Source organism: uncultured Victivallis sp. (assembly GCF_944391105.1).
Classification (GTDB): Bacteria; Verrucomicrobiota; Lentisphaeria; order Victivallales; family Victivallaceae; genus Victivallis.
In genome coordinates this window covers 21,056-44,169 of sequence record NZ_CALXSK010000017.1, presented here as the reverse complement: position 1 = coordinate 44,169, position 23,114 = coordinate 21,056, and the positions used below count along the sequence as shown (strand labels likewise).

Sequence of the window (23,114 nt, the reverse complement as noted above, 5' to 3'; positions counted from 1 at the left end):
ATGGCGCTGCTCGAAGTCAAAAATCTGAAGGTCTATTATCCGGTTCGCGGCGGCTGGTTCCGTCCGAAGCGGTTCGTCCGGGCGGTCGACGGAGTGACGTTCTCGATCGACAAGGGGGAAATCGTCGGGCTGGTCGGGGAATCGGGATGCGGCAAAAGCACACTCGGCCGCGCCCTCGTCCGGCTGGAAAAACCCGTTTCCGGACAGGTGCTCCTGAACGGGCGGGATATGAGTTCGCTCAAAGGGGCGGCACTGCGCCGGGAACGGAAGCAGTTTCAGATGATCTTCCAGGATCCCTATGGGTCGCTGAATCCGCGTCTGACGGTGTTTTCGGCGCTGGACGAGGTTCTCGCGCTGCATTTCCGGCTGACGCGCGCCGGGCGACGGGAGCGGGCGGAGCGACTGCTCGACCGGGTCGGGCTCTCCGCCGACGCGCTCGACCGCTATCCGCACGAATTCTCCGGCGGGCAGCGGCAGCGGATCGGCATCGCGCGGGCGCTGGCGGCGGAACCGGCGCTCATCGTCGCGGACGAACCGGTCTCGGCGCTCGATGTGAGCGTGCAGGCTTCGATCATCAATCTGCTCGAAGAGATCCGGGAGGAAACCGGGACCGCGTTTCTCTTCATCGCGCACGATCTGGCCGTGGTGGAACACATTTCATCGCGAATCCTCGTGATGTACCTCGGGAAAGTGGTGGAATCCGCCCCGGCGCGTGAACTTGTGCGGCGGCCGTTCCACCCGTACACCAGAGCGCTGCTCTCGGCCGTACCGACCATCGACCGGAACGGGAGAAAGCGGATCGTTCTGCCGGGAGATGTGCCGTCGCCGCTGGATCCGCCCGCGGGCTGCCCGTTCCACCCCCGCTGTCCGGAGGCACGGGAACGATGCAGATCCGAAGCTCCGCCGCTGATTTCCCCGGATGGAAGCGAAAGGCTTTGCGGCTGCTTCTACGCGCATTGACCCCGCATGGTCATTTTTATCGTAAAAAACTTGGAAAATATGTTGCAAATTCTTCAGGCGAGAGTATATTCTCGATTAAAGAATGTCAACAACAGAAACTCAGGGAAACGGACGGAAAGATGGCGGATTATCCGAAATTGACGGTTCTGTATGAAAAACTTCGCGGCAAGGTATTCGAGCTGAACAAGGATCAGATGTCCGTGGGGCGCCGTGACGGCAACGATATTGTCATCAAGGATTCGAGTCTGAGCGGCCACCACGCGGACATCATCCGGACCACAAGAGACGGCAAGACCGTCTATATCATCCGGGACAATGACAGTACCAATGGAACGCGGGTCAACAACATCCCGGTGACGGAGCAGGAGCTGAAAAATTCCGATATCATCCTGTTCGGCGGCGTCGAGGTTTTGTTCGACAGCAACGACGGCTCGGAGTCCCAGGTCGGCAGCACCACCGTGACGATCGACATCTCCCAGCTCGACAGCAACACCTCGACCGTTCCGAAGATGACCAGCCTCGATCCGTTCGCCGACACCGTCGACCGGAAGAGTGTGATGCTTCAGCGGCTGATGCTCGGAGTGTATATTCTGCTGGCCCTCGGCATTGTCGCAGTGGTGGTGTATTTGATCATCAGCATCTCAAATACGTTGTAAACGCTCCCCATGGGGGATCGATCGAAATCCGTCGGATGCGGGGAGTGTCCGACGGATCGCCTGTATGAAAGAAGAGGACGGGAGGAGACTCCTGTTTCCGGAACAAGAGAGAATGTATGAAGAATGTTTTTTTGCGTCCCGCAGCCGTTCAACCGGGGAATTCCTGCGAAACGGTTCTCCGGATGGCTGGTGACGACAAATCCGACCGGGGACCTTCCGGGGAAAGGCGCCGCGGAAGCGGCTTTGAACGTAAAACGCCGCAGCGCTCAAGCCGGGCGGCGGTCGTCTGGCTGATTCTGTTTCTGGTGCTCGCGGGCCTCCTGCTTTTCAAGGGATACGGGCCGGCGCGGGCGGTGGAGTTGTCGCAGAGTGAATTCGAGGAAAAGCTCGCCGCCATGCAGATCGTCTCGGTCGAAATGACCTGGGAAAACGGCAATGTCATGGCCTGCGAGGGGAAATTCCGCCGCCAGGGCTCCTCAACCGTTCAGGTGACGACCACTCCGGTGCAGTCGCCGCGGGAGGGAGAAGCCGAACTCCGCGCAAACACCGACGAAACCTATAAAACCCGCGTCGTCTACACCGACGCTCTCGCCCGGCTGCTCAAGCAGAGCGGAGCGAACGTCGTCGTCAAGCAGAACAACTCCGGATTCTGGAATTTCATCCTGATCGGAGTGCTGCCGCTCGTGATCGTGATCGGATTCATCTACTTCTTCTCGATGCGGCAGATGCGCGCCTCGGGACGCGGTGCGATGGATTTCGGACGCAGCAAGGCGCGCATGATTCCGCCGGATGAACTCAACGTCCACTTCGATGACATCGCCGGTGCCGACGAGGCCAAGGAGGAGATCCGCGAAATCGTTGAATATCTGAAGGATCCGCTCCGTTTCCAGCTGGTCGGCGGCCAGATTCCGAAGGGATGCCTCATCGTCGGAGAACCGGGAACCGGCAAAACCCTGATCGCGAAGGCGGTCGCATGTGAGGCGGGGGTTCCGTTCTTCTCGATCAGCGGTTCGGATTTTGTGGAAATGTTCGTCGGCGTCGGCGCGAGCCGGGTGCGCGACATGTTCGAGCAGGCGCGCAAAAATACGCCCTGCCTGATCTTTATCGATGAGATCGACGCGGTCGGGCGTTCCCGCTTCTCCGGCTGGGGCGGCGGCCATGACGAACGCGAACAGACCCTGAACGCGATGCTCGTCGAAATGGATGGCCTCGAAAGCCGCAACGGCGTGATTGTTCTGGCTGCGACGAACCGTCCGGACGTGCTCGATCCGGCACTGCTGCGGCCCGGCCGGTTCGACCGGCAGGTGGTGATGGATCTGCCGGACATCGTCGGGCGACGCCAGATCCTCGACGTGCATGTGAAGAAGATCAAGGTGGACAGTTCGGTCAACCTCGACGTGATGGCGCGCACCACTCCCGGATTCAGCGGCGCGGATCTCGCGAATCTCTGCAACGAAGCCGCACTGCTCGCGGCCCGGTACAACCGCGAAGCGGTCACGCAGGCCGATATGGAGGAGGCGCGCGACAAGGTCAGCTACGGGCGGGAACGGCGCAGCCGCCGCATCTCCGACCGCGAACGCAAACTCACGGCCTATCATGAGGCGGGGCACGCCCTCGTGGCGCTGCACAACAAATACGCCACGCCATTGCACAAGGTGACGATCATTCCGCGCGGGACGGCCTACCTCGGCGCGACCTTCTCCATGCCGAAGGAGGACGCCTATACGCGCAGCAAACTTGAACTCGAAGCCGATATGGAAATGACCATGGGCGGGCGCGCCGCGGAGGAGATCATCTTCGGCGACATCACCACAGGAGCCTCCGGCGACATCAACCAGCTGACCCATACGGCCCGGCTGATGGTCTGCCTGTACGGCATGAGCGACAAACTCGGGACAATCAAATACGGGAACTTCCCGGCTCATCCGCACATGCCGTTCGACGCACAGCCGGAAGAGCGGGTCAGTCCGGAAACGGCTCGCGAAATCGACCTGGAGATCCGGCGGCTTTCGCAGAATGCGCTCGAATCAGCCCGCGACTGTTTGACCCGCCACCGTGACGAACTCGAAAAACTTGCGCAGGCGCTGCTCGAACGTGAAACGCTTTCGATCGAAGAGATCAATGCGCTGCTCGGCCGCGAACCGGAACCGGATGCGCTCGGGCGACCGGAACAAACTCTGCGCCCCACCGAAGACGATGGAACTGCCGAATAAGGCCTTTAAACCGTCGGGAAACGGAACGCTGCTCGTGTGCCGGGTTCAGCCCGGCGCATCGCGCAGCGGCGTTTCCGGAAGTTATGGAGAGGAAGCCGTGAAGATCGCGCTCTCCTCACCGCCGGTCGACGGCAAGGCCAACCAGGAACTCTGCCGGATGCTCGCGGAACGATGCGGGCTGTCGAAAAGCGCGGTGGAACTCGTCTCCGGACGAACCGGTCGCAGCAAGATCGTCAAAATCACAGGAATCCCTCCGGAAGAGCTCCGGAGTTTATTATCTGAGGAAGGAAAATGAATCGCAAAGCTGTTATTTTTCTCGCCGACGGCATGGCGGACGAACCGCTTGAGGAGCTCGGCGGCAAGACCCCGCTCGAAGCGGTCGATACCCCGGCGATGGATTCCATCGCAAAACGGGGAGTCTCCGGAACGTTTCTGACGCTGCCGGAGGGGTTGCCGACCTCCTCCGATGTGGCGAACATGTCGGTGCTCGGCTACTATCCGGAGAAAAACTATCCGGGACGCGGTCCGATCGAGGCAGTAAGCCAGGGGATTCGGCTCGCGGACGACGATGTGGCGTTCCGCTGCAATCTCGTCTACGTATCGCCGGACGGGGTGCTGCGGGACTACTCCGCGGGACACGTCGACAACGAAACCGCCGCGAAACTGATGGCGGCACTTCAGGAGAAGTTCGGCAACGATGATGTGACGTTTCACTCCGGCGTGAGCTACCGGAATCTGCTTGTGCTGCACGGCAGGAAATTCTCCGACAAGGTCAACTACTTCAAGCCGGACTCCTCGCAGGACATCCCGCTTGCGGAGCTGCCGCTCACCCCGGCGGACGACTCGCCGGAAGCGGCTTATACGGTGGAGTTTCTGAACCGTCTCTGCGCGCTGGCCGCGGCGTTTCTTGCATCGCACGAACTCAATGCGGGAAAGGCGTCGCCGGCCAACTGCATCTGGCCGTGGAGCCCGGGCCGCCGCCCGAACCTCCCGAAATTCAGCGAGGTTTACGAGGGAAGACGCGGCGCGATCATCAGTGCAGTCGACGTTATCAAAGGCATCGGCAAATGCTCGGACATGACCGTCATCGAAGTTCCGGGCGCAACCGGTTTCATCGATACGAACTATGCGGGAAAAGTCAGCGCAGCCCTCGCCGCGCTGAAGGATCACGATCTGGTCTATCTGCATGTGGAGGCGATCGACGAGTGCTCGCACCTCGGTGATCTGAAACTCAAGATGCAGGCGATTTCCGATTTCGATTCGAAGATCGTCGCGCCGGTGCTCAAAGCGCTCGAAGGCAAGCCGGTCAATTTCGCGGTGCTGCCGGACCATCCGGTTCCGATCAAGCTGCGCAAACACACGCGCACCCCGGTTCCGGTCGCGATCTGCGGACCGGAGATCGAACCTGACGCCGTTGAAAAGTTCAGCGAGACACTTGCGCCGACCGGAAAGCTCGGCTTTCTGAAGGGCAATCAGCTGGTCAGAAAACTGCTCGAACTGTAAAATGGAGTACGGAACGGAGGGGCGGAAAGCCCCTCTTTTTTTGCCGTCATTTGCCACAGTTGCAAAAAAAAAGAAGTTTTTCTGAAAATGCGCCAACAATTGCACGATTCTTTTCAGCGAAGCAGAGAGAAGGGTATTGAAAATCATAGACACCGGAAATATCTTCTTACCAGTACGGCAAAAAGAATCCGCTTCAGAAAAGGAGGTGCGGCATGAATCAATCCGGGAAAAAAGTTCTCGTGCTCGGAGCAACCGGTGCAATGGGGCAATATCTTGTTCCACGTCTTGCGGAGATGGGATTTCAAGTCGACGCCGTTTCCCTGGACGATCCCCGGACGCCCTGTCCGGGCGTGAAGGTCATCAAGACCGATGCGAAGGACAAGGCGATCCTCGCAGGAGTGCTTGCAAACCGGTACGACGCGATCGTCGACTTCATGATCTATCCGACCGGAGAACTCGTGGCCTATCTGCCGCTGCTGCTCGACAATACGGAGCACTACATCTATCTTTCGAGTTACCGGATCTATGACAACAAGGAACATCCGATTCGGGAGAGCTCGCCGCGTCTGATCGACGCCTCCGAAGACGTGATGCTGCGCAACTCAGACGATTACTGTATCTACAAGGCCCGTGGAGAAAATATTCTGCGCAGCCGCGCGCGTCGCAACTGGACGATCATCCGTCCCGCGATCACCTATTCGCTGCTGCGTTATCAGCTCGTCACGCTGGAGGCGGCGGATACAGTCGGCCGCGCCTTCGCGGGAAAAACCGCCGTTCTGCCGGAACAGGCGAAGAACATTCAGGCTACCATGAGCTGGGCCGGCGACGTCGCCCGGATGATCGCCGGACTTCTCTTCAACGACCGGGCATTCGGCGAAACCTTCACCGTCGCCACCGCCGAACACCACACCTGGGGCGAAATTGCGGACTACTACAAGGAGATCTGCAACCTCAAATCGATCTGGATCGACAAGGAGGATTACCTGAAAATTCTCTCTCCCGACCCCTACTGGCCCGGAGCCCGCTGGCAGCTCGAATACGACCGGCTCTTCGATCGGATCATCGACAACTCCGCCATTCTCAACGCGACGGGGATGAAGCAGTCGGAACTCACGAAACTGTACGACGGGCTGGAGCGGGAGATCGCCCGCTGTCCACGCGACATCAAATGGCGCGTCAACGAACGCATGGACGCGTTCCTCCAAAACCGCTGAAAAACAAAAACGCCCGGGACAGCCTTACGCTCCCGGGCGTTTTTCATGGACGAATTTCGCCTCCTCAGTTTCCGTAAAGAGCAAGATCTCCAAGCAGCTCCTCAATGCGGAGCAATTGATTATACTTGCAGATGCGGTCGGTACGGGAGAGCGAACCGGTCTTGATCTGACCGGCGTTCGTCGCGACCGCAATATCCGCGATGGTGGTGTCCTCGGTCTCGCCGGAGCGGTGGCTGATGACCGCCGCGTATCCGGCGCGATGCGCCATCTCGATCGCGTCGAGCGTCTCGGTGAGCGTTCCGATCTGATTGACTTTTACGAGAATCGCATTGCCGCAGCCGAGTTCGATCCCCTTCGCGAGATACTTCACATTCGTGACGAAAAGATCGTCGCCGACAAGCTGGCAGCGGTCACCGATCCGGTCGGTCAGGAGTTTCCATCCCTCCCAGTCATTCTCGGCCATTCCGTCCTCGATCGAATCGATCGGATAGCTCTTGATGAGCTCTTCCAGATACTCGACCTGAGCGGCGGAATTGCGTTCACACCCCTTGTCGCCTTCAAATTTGCTGTATTTGTAGATTCCGTCCTGGAAGAATTCGCTCGAAGCGCAGTCGAGCGCAATCCTGACATCCCTGCCCGGTTTGTACCCGGCCAGATCGATCGCCTTCAGAATCGAGTCGAGCGCCTCCTCGGTACCGCCCTGGAAATTCGGCGCGAACCCGCCTTCGTCCCCGACCGCGGTGGAAAGTCCCTTCTTCTTCAGAATCTGCTTGAGCGCGTGGAACACTTCGGTCCCCATGCGCAGCCCCTCGGAGAACCGCTCCGCGCCGACCGGACGGATCATGAACTCCTGGAACGCGATCGGAGCATCCGAATGCGAACCGCCGTTGATGATATTCATCATCGGAACCGGCAGGACCTTGCCGTTCACGCCGCCGATGTAGCGGAAGAGCGGCAGGTCGAGCTCAGCCGCGGCAGCGTGGGCGACCGCCAGAGAAACGCCGAGAATCGCGTTCGCACCGAGCTTCTCCTTGGTCGGCGTTCCGTCAAGCTCAATCATCGCCTGATCGACGCCGATCTGATCGAACGCCTCCATCCCCTCAAGTTCGGGGAAAATCTTGTCATTGACGTTGGCGACAGCCTTCAGAACCCCCTTGCCGCCGTAACGCTTCTTATCGCCATCGCGCAATTCGAGCGCTTCATTTTCCCCGGTGGAGGCGCCGGAAGGAACCGCCGCCGTGCCGGTCGCACCGGACTCCAGGACGACTTCGACTTCAACGGTCGGATTGCCGCGTGAATCCAGAATTTCCCGGCCGAAAATCTCTCTGATTTCAGACATGATAACCTCTCCTCTGTAATAAGTGGTTGTCGGGATGTAGAACACAATACTCCGTTTCCACAAAAAATCAAGCCGGATATCGGAAATGTCCCGGGATTCCTCCCGGAAAACGAAAAAGGGAGGCGTGCGCCCCCCTTCTCCGCATTTCCGAACCGTTTTACAGAAGATCGCGGTTCGCCATGACATCGGCAGTCTCGCTCGGAGTCTTGCCGATGTAGATCTGCCGCGGCCGGACGATCTTCGTGGCCGTGCCGATCATCTCCTTCCAGTGCGCGACCCATCCGGGCAGACGCGCAAGCGCGAACATCACGGTGAACATATTCTCCGGAATGCCCAGCGCCCGGTAGAGGATGCCGGTGTAAAAATCGACATTCGGATAGAGATTCCGTTCGATGAAGTACGGATCAGTCAGCGCCGCCTCCTCGACCTGGCGAGCCACGTCGAGCAGCGGATCGGAGTAGTTGGTCTTTTCAAGATAGGCGTGACACTCCTTTTTGATGACCGCCGCGCGCGGATCGTACGTTTTGTAGACCCGGTGCCCGAATCCCATCAACCGGAACGGATTGTTGCGATCCTTGGCCATGTCGATGAATTTGCGGACGTTGCCGTCGGCCTGAATCATCTTGAGCATTTCGATCACCTCCTGATTCGCGCCGCCATGCAGCGGCCCGGAGAGCGCCGAGATGCCGGCGGAGATGGTCGCGTAGAGGTTCACCTGCGCGCTGCCGACCGTGCGGACGGTCGTGGTCGAGCAGTTCTGTTCGTGATCCGCATGCAGAATGAAGAGAATGTTCAAAATCCGCACCGCTTCCGGATGAATCTGATAGGGACGCACGGGCGAATCGAACATCATGTTCAGGAAGTTCGCGCAGTACGAAAGATCGTGACGCGGATAAACCACCGGTTCTCCGATCGACTTCTTGTACGCAAAAGCCGCCATCGTCCGGACGATCGAAATCAGCCGCGCGGTCGAAACGTCGATGTCGTCAGCCATCGATTTGAGGTCGACGTTCGGATAGAACGCCGCAAGCGCGTTGATCATCGTGGAAAGGATGTGCATCGGGTGCGCACCGGCCGGAAAGTGGTCGAAGAAATGGCGCATATCCTCATGCAGCATCGAATTCACGTTCAGGAGCTCGGAGAACTTCTGCCGCTCGTCCTCGGTCGGCAGCTCCCCGTGCACAAGCAGATAAGCGACCTCGACGAACATCGCCTTCTTGACCAGCTCCTCAATCGGAATGCCGCGATAGCGCAGGATTCCCTTCTCTCCGTCGACGAAAGTGATCTGGCTGTAACAGGCAGCCGTGTTCATGAAGCTCGGATCGAGCGTGACATAGCCGGTCTGACGACGCAGATTTGCGATGTCGATCGCCTTTTCCCCTTCGGTTCCGACCACGACGGGCAGCTGAATCTGCCTGCCTTCCACGTTCAAAATCACATATCCGGGACTCTCATTCATCGGGAATCCTCCTCTCGCTCTCGATTTGTCTTTTCCAACCTCCCGCGGACGGCGGATGCGTTCCCCCCCGCTTTCGGTTTACCGTATATCATCCATGTACAACTTTATAATATGCCACAAGTGGAGGTTTTTTTCAAGAAAAAAATTCCGACTGAGCTGAGATTCCCGTTTTTTTCACGAGCCGCCAACGGAAAACTTACGAAAAAAAAATCATGGGTCCATGGAATTTCCCGCAATCCGGTGATATACTTTTTGCATGTCAGGATTACAACCATTCAATCTGTCTGGAGGTTTTTTTATGCGTTTTCTAAATGGACTTTTTGCCGGGATGCTGATCGCCGGCGGGCTCGGAGCAGCGGAGATCAAGCCGCTCCCCCTGGAAAGCGGAGCAAATTCCGCCTTCGCGGATGAAACGCCGGACGACCGCAAGGGCGGCTGGACCGACCAGGGGTCCAATGACCTCCGGCTTCTGAAGCCGGGCAGCGTCACGCTCGCCGGCGTGCCGTTCACAATCCTCGACGACGAAGCGACGAAAGGGAAATCCTGTGTGGTCGTCTCCGGCTCCGGACAGCGGAGCTATCTGCCGAAACAGGCTCGAATCGTGTTCGAAAAAGACATGACCGGGAAAATCCTTTACCTGCTTCACGCGGGAGCCTGGCTCAATCCCAAAAAGGAGCCCGCGGGACGGCTGACCGTCGAATATGCCGACGGATCTCAACGCGCATTCATCCTCCATGCCGGACGCGACCTGGCCGACTGGCAGGAGAACCGGGGGGCGTCGAATGCGATTCGGGCCTGGAGCATCTACAATAATAATTCGCAGATTTCGCTCTACGCATCGAAGTTTCAACTGGAGGAAAAACCCGTGAAGGCGCTCCGCTTCGACGCCGGCGCCGACGGCGTCTGGATGATCGCAGCCGCCTCGATCGGCGAGGCGACGGAACTCAAGCCGCTTCCGGAACACATCGCGCTGCAGAACGATTATCCCGCGCCGGCCCCGGTCGATCCGGCAGAACTCGCGAAGCATCCGCGCTCCGGAACGCCGAAAAACATCATCTTCATCATCGGGGACGGCATGGGCCAGGGAGCGGTGAAACTCGCCGGACTCCACGCTCACGGCAAACCGCAGTCGCTCGTCATGGAGCAGCTCCCGGTCAACGGCATGGCGCAGACCGCCTCCGCCAACAACAGCGTCACCGACTCCGCGGCCAGCGGTACCGCGCTTTCGAGCGGCTACAAGACAAACAACGGTTCCGTCGGCGTGACTCCGGAGAAAACGGCGCTCCGCTCCATCGCCGAAGAGGCGCGCGACTCCGGACGCGCAGTCGGCATCATCACAACCGACCAGCTCACCGGCGCGACGCCCGCCGCATTTTCCGCCCACGTGCCGCACCGCGGCATGGTGCAGGAGATCGCCGAACAGCAGTCTCAGACCGGCTACCGGATTCTGATCGGCAACGGCGCCGGCCCTTTCCTTCCGAAATCCGAAAAAGGCACCCGCAAGGACGGCCGCAATCTCGTCAGTGAACTTCAGGAAAAAGGCTATATCCGCATCGGCAGCCTCGATGAGTTCCGCAGGGCGGACGAAAAACAGCCGGTCATCGGCTTCATCGGCAACTGGGCGAAGGATACGAAGCTGCTCTCGCAGATCTCGGCGGAAGCGATCGACCGTCTCGCCGAGAACCCGAAGGGGTTCTTCCTCATGATCGAAGGCCATTACCCCGATCACGGCGGGCACGGCAACAATCCGGAATACAGCGTGAACGGCCCGCTCATGGTCGATTTCACGGTCAAGGCCGCGCTCGATTTCGCGCAGAAAAATCACGACACGCTCGTCGTGGTCACCGCCGACCACGAGACGGGCGGAATCTACTGTGCGCCGAATCCGCAGAACCCGAAACGCCCCTACATCCAATATACGACGAAGAGCCACACCGGCGCGCCGGTTCCAATCTACGCGTTCGGCCCCGGCTCGGAACGGTTTGCCGGAGTTCTCGACAACACCAACATCCCCTCGGCCATGGCGGATTTGTGGAATCTGCCGCTGCACCGGTCCGTCACGACAAAGTAACAGGTCTTTGTGATGGCGGCAGGGAAACGATCCGCGCCGGGACGCTCCGGCGCGGCCGCAAAACGGAGAAAAAAGGCCGCGCCCGGAAAAACGGCGGCGAAAAAGACGGGTTCCAGACGGAGGCATCCGCTCCTGAAACTTTTCGCTTTCCTGCTGTTTTTGTGCGGGGTGAGCGGAGCGGGAGTGTGGCAGATCGGCGAAAAGTACGCGGACAATCTCCCCTTCTACCAGCAGGGGCGGGCCTGGCTCTATTTTACCAGAGACCGGCTGCTCATGGTCTCCGACCGGACGATTCGGATCGGGTCGGAGGAAGAGGCGCAAAACTCCCCTTACGACAACCTGAAATACGGAGTTCCGGCCATGACCGATTCCGTTCTCGACCGGCGCGGTTATGCGCTCGGCTACTCGGAGAAGTATGAACAGCCGCTCTGGGTCGCATACCGTCTCTCCGCCGCAGAGGCGGGCAGCAAAGTGGCGGAACGCGGCAACGACTTCCGAATCGATCCCTACATCGCGACCGGATCGGCCAGGGCGGAGGATTATGCAAAAAGCGGCTACGACCGCGGACACCTCGCGCCCGCCGCGGATATGGCGTGGTCGGAAAAAGCGATGTCCGAAAGTTTCTATTTTTCGAACATGTCTCCGCAGGAGCCCGGCTTCAACCGCGGCGTCTGGCGAAAACTCGAGGCGAAAGTCCGCGACTGGGCGGCGGACAAGGGGGAACTCCAGGTCGTGACCGGTCCGATCTTCCTGAATACGGGTAAATTCATCGGCCGCAACAAGGTCGCCGTTCCGCAGGCCTACTACAAGGTTCTGTATGCGCCGAAGGCGAAACCGCCGGCCATGATCGGCTTCATTCTGGCGAACACCGACACGAGCCGCGACCTGCGGGAGTTCGCGGTGACGGTCGATCAGGTGGAGTCGGCGACCGGGCTGGAATTTTTCACAACGCTCAACGGTGATCTGCGCAATCAACTCTCCGGGAGCATCACGCTCGACGCCTGGCGGTGGTGATTTCGCAAATATGAGTCCTTCGGGGGACTCCCGGGGTTGCATCCGGCTCCATTCGATAGTATATTGATGAAAACGCATCAATCGCAGCCCAGTGGAGGTTCATCATGCCTGTTGAAATCATTCCAGTCAAGGTTCCCGGCCTGTGGCCGATCACACGTGAAGTCGGTTCGATCCGGGTGGCGGGACGGCTGATCCGCGATCTGATTCTCGAACGGATTCCGGAGATTCCCGAGGGACGGACTCTCTCCATCCGGTCGGACTTTCTGCCGGCACCGGAATTTGCAGAACTCATCACAGCCGGAACCGGCAATTGTGTGGTGCGCGATCCTTCCGACGGGGCGGATCTCATGCAGCTCACACTTCCGGGGGCGTCGGGAGCGCCGACGATTCTCCCGATCGATCCGGGTTCAATCCGTCTCCGGCATCCGTGGGATCTTCTGGCTCTCAACGAAACGCTCGTCGGGGCGCTCGATGCGAATTGTCTGGAGGGGACGGTCCGGGCGGGAGCGACGCTGGACGGGTTCGTCCGCCTCGGACGCGGCAGTGTGATTCTCCCCGGCGTCTACATCGAGGGGAACGTCGTCATCGGCGAGAACTGCAAAATCGGGCCGAACTGCTACATCCGCGGAAACACGACGATCGGTGACCGCTGTCACATCGGCCAGGCGGTCGAAATCAAGAATTGCCTGATCGGCACGAAGGTCAGCATCGGCCATCTGAGCTACGCCGGCGACTCGGTCATCTCCGACAACGTGAATTTCGGCGCGGGAACGATCATTTCGAATCTGCGCCATGACGGCCGGAATCACCGCTGGCTCGAAAATCAGGCGTTCGTCGATACGGGGCGGCGTAAATTCGGAGCGATCATCGGGGAGGACGTCCACACGGGAATTCATACGGCGATCTATCCGGGCCGCAGTCTCTCGCCTGGCAGTGCGACTCTCCCGGGCGAGGTTGTCTCGCACTCGAAATAACATACATCCGGCCCGAACTGCACGCCGGAAGACCCAGAAAACAGACAGGAAATCAAAGTGAAACAGTTCATTCGCGGGGTGTTGCCCGTCGGAGCACCGTGGGGCGGGGTGGAAACGGTTCGTTTCATCTCGTGTTTAAGCTCGCTCTATCTCCATGTAAAACAGCCGGAAAGCGCAGAGGAGCTGCTCTTCTGCCCCCACTCCGGAGAGTTGTGCGACGACTGCGGCCGGTGCGGCAACCCGGACCGGGCCAGAAGGATGCACGAGCAGGTCTACTTCGAGCTGCTGACCCTTTCGGGGCTGAACTGCCGTACGCACTGGGATCCGGAATTCCGGCCGCAGTTTCTGACCGATCTTCTGCTTGAAACGACCGACGATGATCCGATCGAGCGTGCGATGGCGTTCGCAGGTTTCGAGTACCGGATTGTGGAAGGGGTTTCGCCGGAAGAGTTTTATCGCGAAGTTGCCGAATCGCTCGCGCGCGAAGTGCCGGTTCCGGCCTTCCGGGTGGCGGGGGACGACTGGTGTCTCATCACCGGCTGCGATGACGACGGGAAGAGCGTTTCGGGTTTCTACGCACCGCAGGAGTGGGACTCGCCCGAGAGCCGTCCGGACACCTTTCATGCGAGCGAATTCACCAGAAAAGAGTGGGTCAGGGAGGGGACGCGGCTGCTGATCGTCACCGGAGAGTGCCCGGCCCGCGTACCGGACGGAGAAGAGTTCTCGCACCTGAGGAATCTGCTTGTGGCATCGGACTGCCGGGAGTGCGTCTCAGGGCTGGCCGCATTCGACCGCTGCATCGAGCTGCTGCGGGACGATGCGTTTTTCACCTCTTCCGGGGAGGAGAAGCGCCATCGCTGTGCGGCGCATCTGCACGGTTTTTTCGAGCGGCTTGCGGAGTCGCGCGGTTTTGCGGCGCTGGCGTTTTTCTCGGGGCTGTTCGGCAAACTGCGCGATCCGGAACTCGCGCGGCTCGGGCGGGAGATCGGTTCGAACTTCCTGGACACGCGGGACTGCTGCCGCCGACTTCTCGACGCATTTGGCTCGAACGGCGCATTCCGTGCCGACCGCGGCGCGGCGTTTCTCTGCAACAGTCGCGTCCGGGCCGAAATGATCGATGCACTCCGGGAACTCAAGAAGAACGACTGGAACGCAATATTGCTGTTCGAAGCCCTGGAGGAAATCGTCGATCCGGAATGATAATCGGGTTTTTCCGGGGCGGGGAAGTTGACAAACCGGCGATCGGGCTTATGTTATATCAGAAACATCTTGCAAGGAGAAACCGTTTATGGAAACGCCGGAAAAACATACGATATCCGTTCTCGTCGAAAACAAGTTCGGAGTTCTCGCCCGGGTTGCGGGACTCTTCAGCGGCCGCGGCTACAACATTTCCAGCCTGACCGTCCACGAGACCGAGGACCCGAAGTATTCGAAGATGACCATCGTCACGACCGGGGACGCCGCCATTCTCGAACAGATCGACAAGCAGCTGCGCAAACTCATCGACGTCATCAGCGTCAAGAACCTGACCGGCAGCCACTTCGTCGAGCGGGAAATGGCTCTGCTCAAGATCCGCACGGAGTCGCCGGAAAAACAGTCCCGGCTGTTGCAGCTCATTGAGATCTTCGACGGAACGATCGTCTCGGTCAGCCGGGATGAGATCGGCGTCGAAATCGCCGGGCGCTCCGACCGGCTCGACAACTTCATCGAGATGGTCCGCGACTTCGGCATCGTGGAAATGGCCCGTTCCGGGCGCGTCGCGATCAGCCGCTGCCGGAAAAACTGAGTGTTCCTGCCGTCAGAGATCGAGGTGACGCCGCCGGAAGGTTCCGGGGGAAACACCGTATTTCCGCCGGAAAATCGAGATGAAATAGCTCGCGGAATTGAATCCGCACCGGCGGGAGATCTCCTCGATCGGAATCACCTCCCTGGCCATCAGGAGCTCCTCGGCGCAGTGGAGACGCAGATCCCGGACATAGTCGCACACCCCGGTTCCGGCGAATTTCCGCACCAGCCGGGAGAGCCTGGCCGGGTGAATTCTCAGCATCTCCGCCATCGCTTCGCGGGAAAGATCCTCGCGGAAACAGCGCCCGATCCGGTCGCGAATCCGAATCCAGAGCTGTTCCTCGCCGGAAAGCTGCTGCTCGACCTCGTTTTCGAGCCGTTCGGCGATGAGTTCGCAAATCGAGCGCAGAAGCGGCTGCGCCGCCCGTGACCCGGACTCCAGCCGGCACAGCGAACGGAACAGATCTTCCAGCAGCGTCCCCGCACCCTCGCGCGTTCGATACCAGACATCGGGTTCGGGCGTTTCATCCCCATCCTCCGCGGGCTCCCCGAAATGGGCTAATACGATGTTCTTTTCGGACAGAAACAAATGAACGTCTCCGGGCTCTCTCTCCAGCAGTTCCCGTCCCCGCCATCCGGGCGGAACAACAATCGCCCGGCCCGACCCGGTCAACGCGAAGCAGAGCTCCTGCTGACGATGGGGGATCTCCCCCTCTCCCGTCCCGGGACGGATGAAAAGCACCTCCAGCCGGGGTCTCTCGAGAGCCTCGGCAAATTTTTCCCGCATCAGCTGTAAGTTGAAAATCATCATTCCGTTACTATAGCCGCACTTTGCAACTTTGTCAAGGCTAATCTGTTAAAATTCTGATATTCCTTCTTGCGGCGTCCGCGCTTTTCAATCCGGAATTTCGGAAAAAAAATGAATTTTTCTCCTTGAAATAAAGAAATTAAGAGACATATTGAATAAAGGGAGCCCGAAATGAAAGACCGTCCTGAAACGGAAAGTTTTTTAAAATTTATTCTGTCTGGCGGTCGTAAAAAAGAGGAGGGAATCATCATGAAGTCATCGTCCGTTCTGCGTTCCGCCGTTCTGCTTGGAATCACGTTGCTCACCGGGGGCTGCCTCTCGGGGAAAAGCACGGCGGAGATTCCGGCGGTCAGCGGATTCGAACTGCCCCGCTATCTGGGCGTGTGGTACGAAATCGCCCGGCTTCCGCACCGTTTCGAGCGGAATATGGACCGGGTTACGGCTGAATACACGGCAAATCCGGATGGAACGGTCAAAGTGGTCAACAGCGGGGAACGCGATGGCGAACGCCGCAAGGCAGAAGGAATCGCACGTTTCAAGGGGAGTTCCGATCTCGGCGAACTGGAGGTGTCGTTCTTCCGCCCGTTTTACGGCGATTACCGGATTATCCGGCTCGCGCCGGACTACCGGTACGCGGTCGTCACAAGTTCCACGAAGGAGTATCTCTGGATTCTCGCCCGGACACCGCAACTGCCGGAAGAGGAGCAGAAAGAGCTTGTCGAATATGCGAAATCGCTCGGCTTCGCAGTCGAAAAGCTGGAGTTTCCGATTCAGGATCCTGCCCGATGACTCCGCGCGAAGTGGTCGTCCATGACCGGATGCAGCAAAGTTACGCCTACCTTCTGACGGAACCGCCGGGAAGAAATTTTCACGCAGGGTTCGAACCGCAGCTGACGCCCGCGCAGATGCTGCAGCTGGGGGTATTCGGCGGACGGTACATGACCGACTGCACGCAGGAATTTCCGGATGCGTGGTTTGAACATGCGCGGCTCTGCCCGGAACGGCACGACCCGGAGCTGAATCTCTTCAAAGTGAACGCCTCGCAACCGCTGGCGGTCTGGCGTGCGAAAGGGTGGATACACCCGGACGATCCGCGCGGCTGGTTTCAATGGTACTGCCGCTACTACCAGGGGCGGCGTTCCGCGGATGATGAACGCCAGATCCGGCGGTGGAGGGCGATGACGCGCCATCTCGCACAACTGCGCAGCTGTCCCCTTCCCGGAGACTGGAACTGCCGCCGGAAACAGCGCCAGGCACTGCTCCACTGGGCCTACGACTGCCGGAACATCTGAAAACAGACGCGAAACTCCAGGCCGGTTCGTTTGAAAAGCTTTTGCCGCGTGATATATTAGGTTTTCCCGCCGAGGGGGGCGGGGGCGTTGATCCGGAAAGGAGTTTCATGAACTGGGTCTGGTTGTTTATTGCCGGGATTTTCGAAGTCTGCTGGGCGGTCGGGATGAAATATTCGCATGGATTCACCCGGCTCTATCCCTCCTTGTTCACTGTGGGAACCATGCTTGCGAGCCTCGGATTCCTGGCGCTGTCCATGCGGAGTCTGCCGCTGGGAACCGCCTACGCGGTCTGGACCGGAATCGGAACAGTCGGAACGGTGATCGTCGGGATGGCGCTCTTCGGGGAATCAACCGGCCTGTGGCGGATTCTCTGCCTCCTGCTGATCGTATCCGGAATCATCGGATTGAAGCTCCTTGCCACGGATTGAGGATGGACTCACGATTTGTCCCGGAGAGCGCGCGGTCACGTTTTTCCCCGTCGGGAAACCGGAAAAACTAAGAATTTTAACAGAAAATCGTTTTTTTTCTGAATTTTGCTTGAAAAAGTTTGATTTTCCTTTTTTTCGGCATATAGTAATATTGTTCGAGGTTTGAACAATTCAGGCTCCTATACGCAATTTCTCCTCTTCATAATTACTCCTCTAAGCGTCTGAAAAGTCAAACCTCGAACCTTTTTGTATGCAAACGGCGCCGGGAGCGAAAAGTTTTCTCCCGGCGCCGCTTCTTTTGTTGACAAGCGGGAGTTGCCGGTGTACCTTAACAGAAACCAGGGAGAAACCATGAACGAACATCCGCTGATCCTCATCGACGCATACAGTCAGATTTTCCGCGCCTATTACGCGATTCGCCACCTTTCGAATTCAAAGGGGGAACCGACCAACGCCGTCTTCGTATTTGCCCGTCTGCTGCTGAAACTGGAAGAGGAGTACCCCGGCACCGCGGGAGCCATGCTTTTCGACTGCGGCAAAGTCAAATTCCGGCTTGAACTTGCGCCGGACTACAAGGCGAACCGTCCGCCGATGCCGGAAGAGCTCAAACTCCAGATGCCCGTGATCCGCGAACTCGCCGCCGCATTCGGCTGGCCGCTTCTGGAGGAGCCGGAGTATGAGGCTGACGACCTCATCGCCGCGTTCGCAAGCAGCGCCGACGGTCCGGTGCTCATCGTGAGTTCCGACAAGGATTTATCCCAGCTGGTCACGCCGGAGGTAAAGATGCTTGTCCCGGCGCAGAAGAACGGCTTCGAACTGCGCGACGAAGAGAAAGTCCGGGAGAAATTCGCCGTTTCGCCTGACCGCATCGTCGATTACCTTGCACTGCTCGGAGACAACTCCGACAACATCCCCGGAGTTCCGGGGGTCGGGCCGAAAACCGCCGCGGCGATCCTGAACAGCTGCGGCGCGGCCGAACAGTGGCTCGAGGATCCCGCGCGGATCCCCGACCCGAAAATCCGCGCAAAACTCGAACCGCATCTTGCACTCATCCGAAAAAACCGCAAGCTCATACAGCTGCGGGAGACGCTGCCAGCCCGGTTCGATCCTCCCGCCCCGCACCTGCGCCGTTCCGCGCCGGACTGGGCGAAGATCCGCGCGATCTGCGAGGCAATGGAGCTCAAGAGTCTGCTCAAAGAGCTGCCGGAAATCCGCAGGGAGGAACCGGAAAAGGAGCCCGATCTCTTCGATTTCGCCGCCGAGTCCGCCCCGCCCCCCGCTCCAGAGATGGAACAGGGCGAGCTCTTCTGAGCGGAGCCCGGCCGGCTGCGTCAATTCTGGTGTGACTCGGGTATCACCTGATACTGGTGGCGCCCGAAATCGGTGTACTTCATCAGATTCATATCATGCGCGATGTCACGCACATAACGATTGAAACACTCCTGCCGCACCGTGACCACGGGCCTGGAACCGGCCTCCGGATTCCAGGCGGCGGCGCTCCCCGCCCCGTAGAAGTCCAACGCGCCGTCGCGGTCCTTGTGCCAGACGGTCTGAAGCACACCGAACTGATGTTTCTTCGCGGCATGCCGCCCGATACTCAAAATCAGCTCCGCCGACAGCCACGGGCAACTCAGCGTATCGAAACCGGCGTTCTGGAAAAATTCCGAAGTAATCCAGTCCTCCCGGGGCGAACCATCCGGATAGAAAACCGGGCTGTACTGCCAGTCGCAGATCACAATGTCTTTCGGCAACGTTTTGTAAAGTTCACTCAAGCTTCGGTTGCCGAAGCAGATGAAGCCGTTCCAGCGCGGATCGGCGCGATCGAGCAGCATGTCGTGCCACATCATAATCCGGCATCCACGTTCGCGGAAGAGATCGTGGAAGAAACGCAGATGATCGGCGAAGAGCTCCGAGTAGTCATATCGGGCACACAGTGAACAGCTGCCCGCATTGTAAGCCTCATCACAGCCGACATGGAAGAACTCCGGATGATCGAAAGCCTCATAAAGTTCCAGCGCAAGCTCGGTCAGCACCCGGCGGGTTTCCGGATTCGCGAGACACCATGTCCAGCCGTCCGGCTCGAAGAGCGACGCAAACTCCGGATGCAGGTCGAGTACAGCGTGCTTGCCGGTTCCGCAGCGTGACATCGCGGCGTGACCGAACAGATTGAACTGCGGAATCAGCCGGATTCCAAGCTCTTTTCCCAGCGCGACAAGCCGTCGGAACGTCTCAACTGGAACGCGTTTCTCCTCCCAGCCGAACTCCGGATGAGAACGGAACGGAAACACGCCCCATGATTCGAGCACGACATAGTTGAATTTACAGTAAGCCGCCATCCGAATCCATTTCTCCAGATCGGTCTCGGAGCTCTCCGGAAACCAGCAGAGATGGATTCCGCGGAATGCGAGCGCCGGGAAATCATGAAGCTTCAGGCAGGAAATCTGTGACCAGCCAGCCCTCATCACCCCTCGCTCGGACTCAGCCAGCTGCCGAAGCGTGGAGAATGCATACCGCAGTGCGGCCGCAGTATCGGCATGAATCTCGATTTTCTCCGGAGAGACCTCCACAAAATACTCCTCGGCGCCGAGTGACGCCGGCTCGGAGACGATCTGGACGTCCCCCTCACACTTCCAGTACTGGCGGATCCGCTGCCGGGCGATTTCTCCGGCGGACGGGGCGATCGCGCCGCGCAACACGAATCGAGAGCCGTTCGTGATGCGGAACTCCCCGGCGTCAAGTCGAAACTCCTGAACTGGCGGCATGGTCGATTCCCTCAGATACTGTTCCCTCGGAATTGCAATCATTCTTCACTGCTCCCTGTTTCTTCGACTTTTACGGGCAGACCGGTGCGAATGCTTTCATAACATGCGTTCATGCACTCGATCGTCTTTCTGTGCCACTTCAAATTGATCTCCGGAGTTCCGCCGTTTCGAATGCAGTTGACGAACTCGTCGACCAGCCCGATCCATTCATCGAAATAAGTATACTGCACCGTGTAGCGATCATTCGGCGCGCCGTTGTGGTAGACGTTCGGTCCGAAGCAGTCGCAGACGATGGTTCCTTCCTCGCCGATGATCGTCACATCGACCTGCATTCGTTTGGGAAACACCTCCCATCCAGGAGCGGGAACCGTCAGGCGCTCCTCCATACGCGACCAGGAGGGATCGAAAAGAAACGTCACTCCGTTCTTCATCGTCCCGTTGCAGAGAATCATATCCTCCACCTCCAACTCCGGCCGGAGATTCGGGGCGACTACCGAATAGACGCTCTCGAATTCAGACCCGGTCAAGTGGCGGATCAGATCGAAAATGTGCGGATGGTCGCAGAGCGCACCGCCCCGGAACCGGGCATCCCCTTCCCGGAGCGGAACCCGCCGCCCGTAACTCGCCTCAGGTACTCCCTGCCACGGGAATGCCCAGACGGGCGAGAGCGTGATGTTCGTCGCCTGCATCGACAGAATCCGGCCGACGGTTCCGGAGGCGATCAGCTCCTTCAGGCGATGAACCACCGGATTGTAGTGCAATTCCAGCTCAATCTGGCAGACGATTCCAGCTTCATCCACAAGGCGGATCATCTCATCGTACTCGCAGAGATCGAATGTCGGAATCTTCATGGAAAGGATATGAACGCCCCGGCGCGCACACTCGCGCATTTCCTCAAGATGCCGGTCGTTGGTGGATGCCAGAACGACGGCCTCGATATCGGGATGTTTTTCGAACATCTCCTCTATGCTCAGATAGCATGGAACTCCGGTATGATAAAGGTCGTACACCTCCTTCGCACAACGATCCGCCGCACAGGAGGCGACCCAGTCGAGTTTCTCGTTATCGCGCAGCGTCTGATAATATTTTCTCGTATGGCCGTGCGTGAGGGAAACCATGGCAATTTTCACGGGTTTCATGCAAGCACCTCCGAAAAGAACACCGGTCTGCCGACTTCGGCGGTATTGAGAACTGCATCAACCTTCCTGCGAAGAAGGAGATCTGTCCGATTCCAGAGCGCGGCAAGCACCGGCAGGCGGATGACGGCAAACGCAGCCCGGACGATCCAGATCTCCCGGTATTCGAGTCCGTAGAGTTCCGAATCCACATCGGTGTAACAACGTTCCCCCTCCTTCCGGAACAAATAAATCGAAGATTGCGGCACCTGGGTGTCGACGACACGGTCGCTGGCGACTCCGCGCCGGGCGATGATTTCGTGCCGATCCTGCGCCGGGGTATTCTCTGGCAAGGCGGCGGAACACTCGATACTGGCGCTTTTGCCGTCCGCGAGTTTGACCAGAACATTCGCGATTCCGGAGCCGGAGACGACTGCGAACGCGGAATGCAATTCCGATTGTCCGAGAAATTCGCACAGATCGAGTTCCCGGTAAAGCAGATCCCGCAAGTTCACCTCCGCGCTCATGGCGGCGAAACGGAGTGTCGAAATTCCTTCGAGAGTTCCATTTTCCGTGACAGCCTTCAATTCGGTGAACCGCCTCTCGACCCGCCAGGGCAGCAGCCGGACGCACTTTCCATCCCGGCAGAGTACGGCGCCGCAGCCGACTGAAGAATCCGCTTCGACCTCCGCCCGGCGACCCGGCATGTACTTCTCCAGCAGGAGCTGGAGCTTTTCGTTCATGGATTCGATATTCATGGGATTCGCCTCACAACATCTTGATTCTGGATTTGTAACGTTCGAGATAAGCCTTGTTTTTCTCGTCGCCGCCGGGCGCGTTCGCACTGCTCCAGACGGGCGGGACAATGCCGCGTTCGACGCAGAGCCGCACGGTTTCGATCTCCAGCAGATGTGCGATCGTGAAATCGACCACGTTGGAAATCGGCGCGATCGGCGTGTCGAATCCCGGAACGAGAACGGAGGCGTCGCCGACCGGATTGTAATCGTCGATGCAGATGTCCGCCAGATCGAAGAGATTCTTCCCGGAAGGATGACGGATGAAGTGATCATCCGGCATTTCCTTTTGCCAGAAAGAGCTCGCTACGGCGATGATCTCCGCACCTCGTTTTTTCGCCTCCATCGCGGCATCGATGGTGGCCGCATTGATTCCGATGTTGTGGAAAATAATCAGCGGATCGCCCGGCTGAAGATCATAATAGCGAACAATCGATGCGCCGAAATTCACGGTTCGTTCGAGCTCAAGATATTTCAATGCCTGATTGAACACGGAGAGCGCCGTCTCCATGAGCGGATCGATGTTGGCCAGTCCGCCCGCCCGGAAAAACATCTCTCCCATCGCCAGCGTGGTGTGTCCGCCGCCGGCGTAGACGTGAATAAGGCGGTCATCCCGGATCGCGTCGGCCATCAGCGTCGCAGCCTGGTGAATGTTCTCCCCCTGTTCCCGCCTGATCTTTTCCAAAGTGGAGACGATCGTTTCCAGATACCCGAAATCGTTCAACAT

The 23,114-nt window shown here is 58.8% G+C and carries 22 protein-coding genes; 15 read left to right on the top strand and 7 right to left on the bottom strand.

Going from position 1 to position 23,114, the window contains the following annotated elements; translation table 11 throughout:
• The 6 genes from Q0K10_RS07220 to Q0K10_RS07195 all read left to right on the top strand — a co-directional run bounded on the left by Q0K10_RS07220 (position 1) and on the right by Q0K10_RS07195 (position 6,546).
• Entirely contained in the window at positions 1–960 is a 960-nt protein-coding gene (locus tag Q0K10_RS07220) for an oligopeptide/dipeptide ABC transporter ATP-binding protein (RefSeq protein ID WP_294505169.1), read from the top strand.
• Between the two features lie 119 nt (positions 961–1,079).
• Positions 1,080–1,616, top strand: a complete 537-nt coding sequence (locus tag Q0K10_RS07215; protein ID WP_294505166.1) for an FHA domain-containing protein — start codon at positions 1,080–1,082, stop codon at positions 1,614–1,616.
• Between the two features lie 116 nt (positions 1,617–1,732).
• Positions 1,733–3,829 (top strand): ATP-dependent zinc metalloprotease FtsH, encoded by a 2,097-nt coding sequence (gene ftsH / locus Q0K10_RS07210; protein ID WP_294505164.1) that lies wholly within the window; start codon positions 1,733–1,735, stop codon positions 3,827–3,829.
• Positions 3,813–4,124 carry a DUF167 domain-containing protein gene (locus Q0K10_RS07205; RefSeq protein WP_294505161.1) on the top strand — a complete coding sequence of 104 codons (312 nt, stop codon included), beginning with the start codon at positions 3,813–3,815 and terminating at the stop codon, positions 4,122–4,124. Before ftsH ends, Q0K10_RS07205 begins: the two co-directional genes overlap by 17 nt.
• A complete protein-coding gene (locus tag Q0K10_RS07200) occupies positions 4,121–5,332 on the top strand; it encodes a cofactor-independent phosphoglycerate mutase (protein WP_294505158.1) in 1,212 nt (403 codons plus the stop codon). Before Q0K10_RS07205 ends, Q0K10_RS07200 begins: the two co-directional genes overlap by 4 nt.
• 212 nt (positions 5,333–5,544) lie before the next feature.
• Positions 5,545–6,546 (top strand): NAD(P)H-binding protein, encoded by a 1,002-nt coding sequence (locus tag Q0K10_RS07195; RefSeq protein ID WP_294505155.1) that lies wholly within the window; start codon positions 5,545–5,547, stop codon positions 6,544–6,546.
• A 64-nt stretch (positions 6,547–6,610) separates the two neighbouring features.
• On the opposite strand, the gene eno is transcribed toward Q0K10_RS07195, so the two are convergent.
• Both eno and Q0K10_RS07185 read right to left on the bottom strand, forming a co-directional pair.
• Positions 6,611–7,885: a phosphopyruvate hydratase gene (gene eno, locus Q0K10_RS07190; RefSeq protein ID WP_294505150.1), complete on the bottom strand. Its 1,275-nt coding sequence runs from the start codon at positions 7,883–7,885 to the stop codon at positions 6,611–6,613.
• A gap of 157 nt (positions 7,886–8,042) precedes the next feature.
• On the bottom strand, positions 8,043–9,344 hold the full coding sequence (locus Q0K10_RS07185) for a citrate synthase (protein WP_294505148.1): 1,302 nt from the start codon (positions 9,342–9,344) through the stop codon (positions 8,043–8,045).
• A gap of 298 nt (positions 9,345–9,642) precedes the next feature.
• Here Q0K10_RS07185 and Q0K10_RS07180 point away from each other — a divergent pair, with 298 nt between their 5' ends.
• From Q0K10_RS07180 to ilvN, 5 genes are all read left to right on the top strand, one after another.
• A complete protein-coding gene (locus tag Q0K10_RS07180) occupies positions 9,643–11,415 on the top strand; it encodes an alkaline phosphatase (RefSeq protein ID WP_294505145.1) in 1,773 nt (590 codons plus the stop codon).
• 12 nt (positions 11,416–11,427) lie between these two features.
• A complete protein-coding gene (locus Q0K10_RS07175) occupies positions 11,428–12,429 on the top strand; it encodes a DNA/RNA non-specific endonuclease (protein WP_294505142.1) in 1,002 nt (333 codons plus the stop codon).
• A gap of 104 nt (positions 12,430–12,533) precedes the next feature.
• The gene (locus tag Q0K10_RS07170) at positions 12,534–13,403 is read left to right on the top strand and encodes a hypothetical protein (RefSeq protein ID WP_294505139.1); all 870 of its coding nucleotides are present in this window, start codon (positions 12,534–12,536) and stop codon (positions 13,401–13,403) included.
• Positions 13,404–13,460: 57 nt separating this feature from the next.
• A complete protein-coding gene (locus Q0K10_RS07165) occupies positions 13,461–14,603 on the top strand; it encodes a hypothetical protein (RefSeq protein ID WP_294505136.1) in 1,143 nt (380 codons plus the stop codon).
• Between the two features lie 88 nt (positions 14,604–14,691).
• On the top strand, positions 14,692–15,189 hold the full coding sequence (ilvN, locus tag Q0K10_RS07160) for an acetolactate synthase small subunit (protein WP_294505133.1): 498 nt from the start codon (positions 14,692–14,694) through the stop codon (positions 15,187–15,189).
• Positions 15,190–15,201: 12 nt separating this feature from the next.
• Here ilvN and Q0K10_RS07155 read toward each other — a convergent pair whose 3' ends face one another.
• Positions 15,202–15,999: an AraC family transcriptional regulator gene (locus Q0K10_RS07155; protein ID WP_294505131.1), complete on the bottom strand. Its 798-nt coding sequence runs from the start codon at positions 15,997–15,999 to the stop codon at positions 15,202–15,204.
• A gap of 246 nt (positions 16,000–16,245) precedes the next feature.
• Between Q0K10_RS07155 and Q0K10_RS07150 the strand changes: the two genes are divergently transcribed.
• From Q0K10_RS07150 to Q0K10_RS07135, 4 genes are all read left to right on the top strand, one after another.
• Positions 16,246–16,785 (top strand): lipocalin family protein, encoded by a 540-nt coding sequence (locus tag Q0K10_RS07150; RefSeq protein ID WP_294505128.1) that lies wholly within the window; start codon positions 16,246–16,248, stop codon positions 16,783–16,785.
• Positions 16,782–17,288: a hypothetical protein gene (locus tag Q0K10_RS07145; protein WP_294505126.1), complete on the top strand. Its 507-nt coding sequence runs from the start codon at positions 16,782–16,784 to the stop codon at positions 17,286–17,288. The genes Q0K10_RS07150 and Q0K10_RS07145 overlap by 4 nt, the downstream gene beginning before the upstream one ends.
• Positions 17,289–17,395: 107 nt before the next feature.
• Complete coding sequence (gene sugE, locus Q0K10_RS07140; RefSeq protein WP_294505123.1) at positions 17,396–17,716, top strand: quaternary ammonium compound efflux SMR transporter SugE; 321 nt, start codon at positions 17,396–17,398, stop codon at positions 17,714–17,716.
• A gap of 351 nt (positions 17,717–18,067) precedes the next feature.
• A complete protein-coding gene (locus Q0K10_RS07135) occupies positions 18,068–19,027 on the top strand; it encodes a 5'-3' exonuclease H3TH domain-containing protein (protein WP_294505121.1) in 960 nt (319 codons plus the stop codon).
• 20 nt (positions 19,028–19,047) lie between these two features.
• Here the strand turns inward: Q0K10_RS07135 and Q0K10_RS07130 are convergent, their stop codons facing one another.
• From Q0K10_RS07130 to Q0K10_RS07115, 4 genes are read right to left on the bottom strand one after another with little or no spacing between them, the layout of a single operon-like run.
• A complete protein-coding gene (locus tag Q0K10_RS07130) occupies positions 19,048–20,520 on the bottom strand; it encodes a family 20 glycosylhydrolase (RefSeq protein ID WP_294505118.1) in 1,473 nt (490 codons plus the stop codon).
• Positions 20,517–21,617, bottom strand: coding sequence for a Gfo/Idh/MocA family oxidoreductase (locus Q0K10_RS07125; RefSeq protein WP_294505116.1), 1,101 nt, complete (start codon positions 21,615–21,617; stop codon positions 20,517–20,519). Before Q0K10_RS07125 ends, Q0K10_RS07130 begins: the two co-directional genes overlap by 4 nt.
• Positions 21,614–22,351: a hypothetical protein gene (locus tag Q0K10_RS07120; RefSeq protein ID WP_294505113.1), complete on the bottom strand. Its 738-nt coding sequence runs from the start codon at positions 22,349–22,351 to the stop codon at positions 21,614–21,616. Before Q0K10_RS07120 ends, Q0K10_RS07125 begins: the two co-directional genes overlap by 4 nt.
• Positions 22,352–22,361: 10 nt before the next feature.
• Positions 22,362–23,114 carry an SIS domain-containing protein gene (locus Q0K10_RS07115; protein ID WP_294505110.1) on the bottom strand — a complete coding sequence of 251 codons (753 nt, stop codon included), beginning with the start codon at positions 23,112–23,114 and terminating at the stop codon, positions 22,362–22,364.

Bases quoted from the DNA above. Each gene is read 5' to 3' on its own strand.
- Q0K10_RS07130 (WP_294505118.1), bottom strand. From the start codon at position 20,520: ATGATTGCAATTCCGAGGGAACAGTATCTGAGGGAATCGACCATGCCG.
- Q0K10_RS07120 (WP_294505113.1), bottom strand. From the start codon at position 22,351: ATGAATATCGAATCCATGAACGAAAAGCTCCAGCTCCTGCTGGAGAAG.
- Q0K10_RS07135 (WP_294505121.1), top strand. From the start codon at position 18,068: ATGAACGAACATCCGCTGATCCTCATCGACGCATACAGTCAGATTTTC.
- Q0K10_RS07150 (WP_294505128.1), top strand. From the start codon at position 16,246: ATGAAGTCATCGTCCGTTCTGCGTTCCGCCGTTCTGCTTGGAATCACG.
- Q0K10_RS07195 (WP_294505155.1), top strand. From the start codon at position 5,545: ATGAATCAATCCGGGAAAAAAGTTCTCGTGCTCGGAGCAACCGGTGCA.
- sugE (WP_294505123.1), top strand. From the start codon at position 17,396: ATGAACTGGGTCTGGTTGTTTATTGCCGGGATTTTCGAAGTCTGCTGG.
- ilvN (WP_294505133.1), top strand. From the start codon at position 14,692: ATGGAAACGCCGGAAAAACATACGATATCCGTTCTCGTCGAAAACAAG.
- Q0K10_RS07185 (WP_294505148.1), bottom strand. From the start codon at position 9,344: ATGAATGAGAGTCCCGGATATGTGATTTTGAACGTGGAAGGCAGGCAG.
- ftsH (WP_294505164.1), top strand. From the start codon at position 1,733: ATGAAGAATGTTTTTTTGCGTCCCGCAGCCGTTCAACCGGGGAATTCC.
- Q0K10_RS07125 (WP_294505116.1), bottom strand. From the start codon at position 21,617: ATGAAACCCGTGAAAATTGCCATGGTTTCCCTCACGCACGGCCATACG.
- Q0K10_RS07215 (WP_294505166.1), top strand. From the start codon at position 1,080: ATGGCGGATTATCCGAAATTGACGGTTCTGTATGAAAAACTTCGCGGC.
- Q0K10_RS07205 (WP_294505161.1), top strand. From the start codon at position 3,813: ATGGAACTGCCGAATAAGGCCTTTAAACCGTCGGGAAACGGAACGCTG.
- Q0K10_RS07145 (WP_294505126.1), top strand. From the start codon at position 16,782: ATGACTCCGCGCGAAGTGGTCGTCCATGACCGGATGCAGCAAAGTTAC.
- Q0K10_RS07220 (WP_294505169.1), top strand. From the start codon at position 1: ATGGCGCTGCTCGAAGTCAAAAATCTGAAGGTCTATTATCCGGTTCGC.
- Q0K10_RS07170 (WP_294505139.1), top strand. From the start codon at position 12,534: ATGCCTGTTGAAATCATTCCAGTCAAGGTTCCCGGCCTGTGGCCGATC.
- Q0K10_RS07180 (WP_294505145.1), top strand. From the start codon at position 9,643: ATGCGTTTTCTAAATGGACTTTTTGCCGGGATGCTGATCGCCGGCGGG.
- Q0K10_RS07200 (WP_294505158.1), top strand. From the start codon at position 4,121: ATGAATCGCAAAGCTGTTATTTTTCTCGCCGACGGCATGGCGGACGAA.
- Q0K10_RS07115 (WP_294505110.1), bottom strand. From the start codon at position 23,114: ATGTTGAACGATTTCGGGTATCTGGAAACGATCGTCTCCACTTTGGAA.
- Q0K10_RS07175 (WP_294505142.1), top strand. From the start codon at position 11,428: ATGGCGGCAGGGAAACGATCCGCGCCGGGACGCTCCGGCGCGGCCGCA.
- Q0K10_RS07155 (WP_294505131.1), bottom strand. From the start codon at position 15,999: ATGATGATTTTCAACTTACAGCTGATGCGGGAAAAATTTGCCGAGGCT.
- eno (WP_294505150.1), bottom strand. From the start codon at position 7,885: ATGTCTGAAATCAGAGAGATTTTCGGCCGGGAAATTCTGGATTCACGC.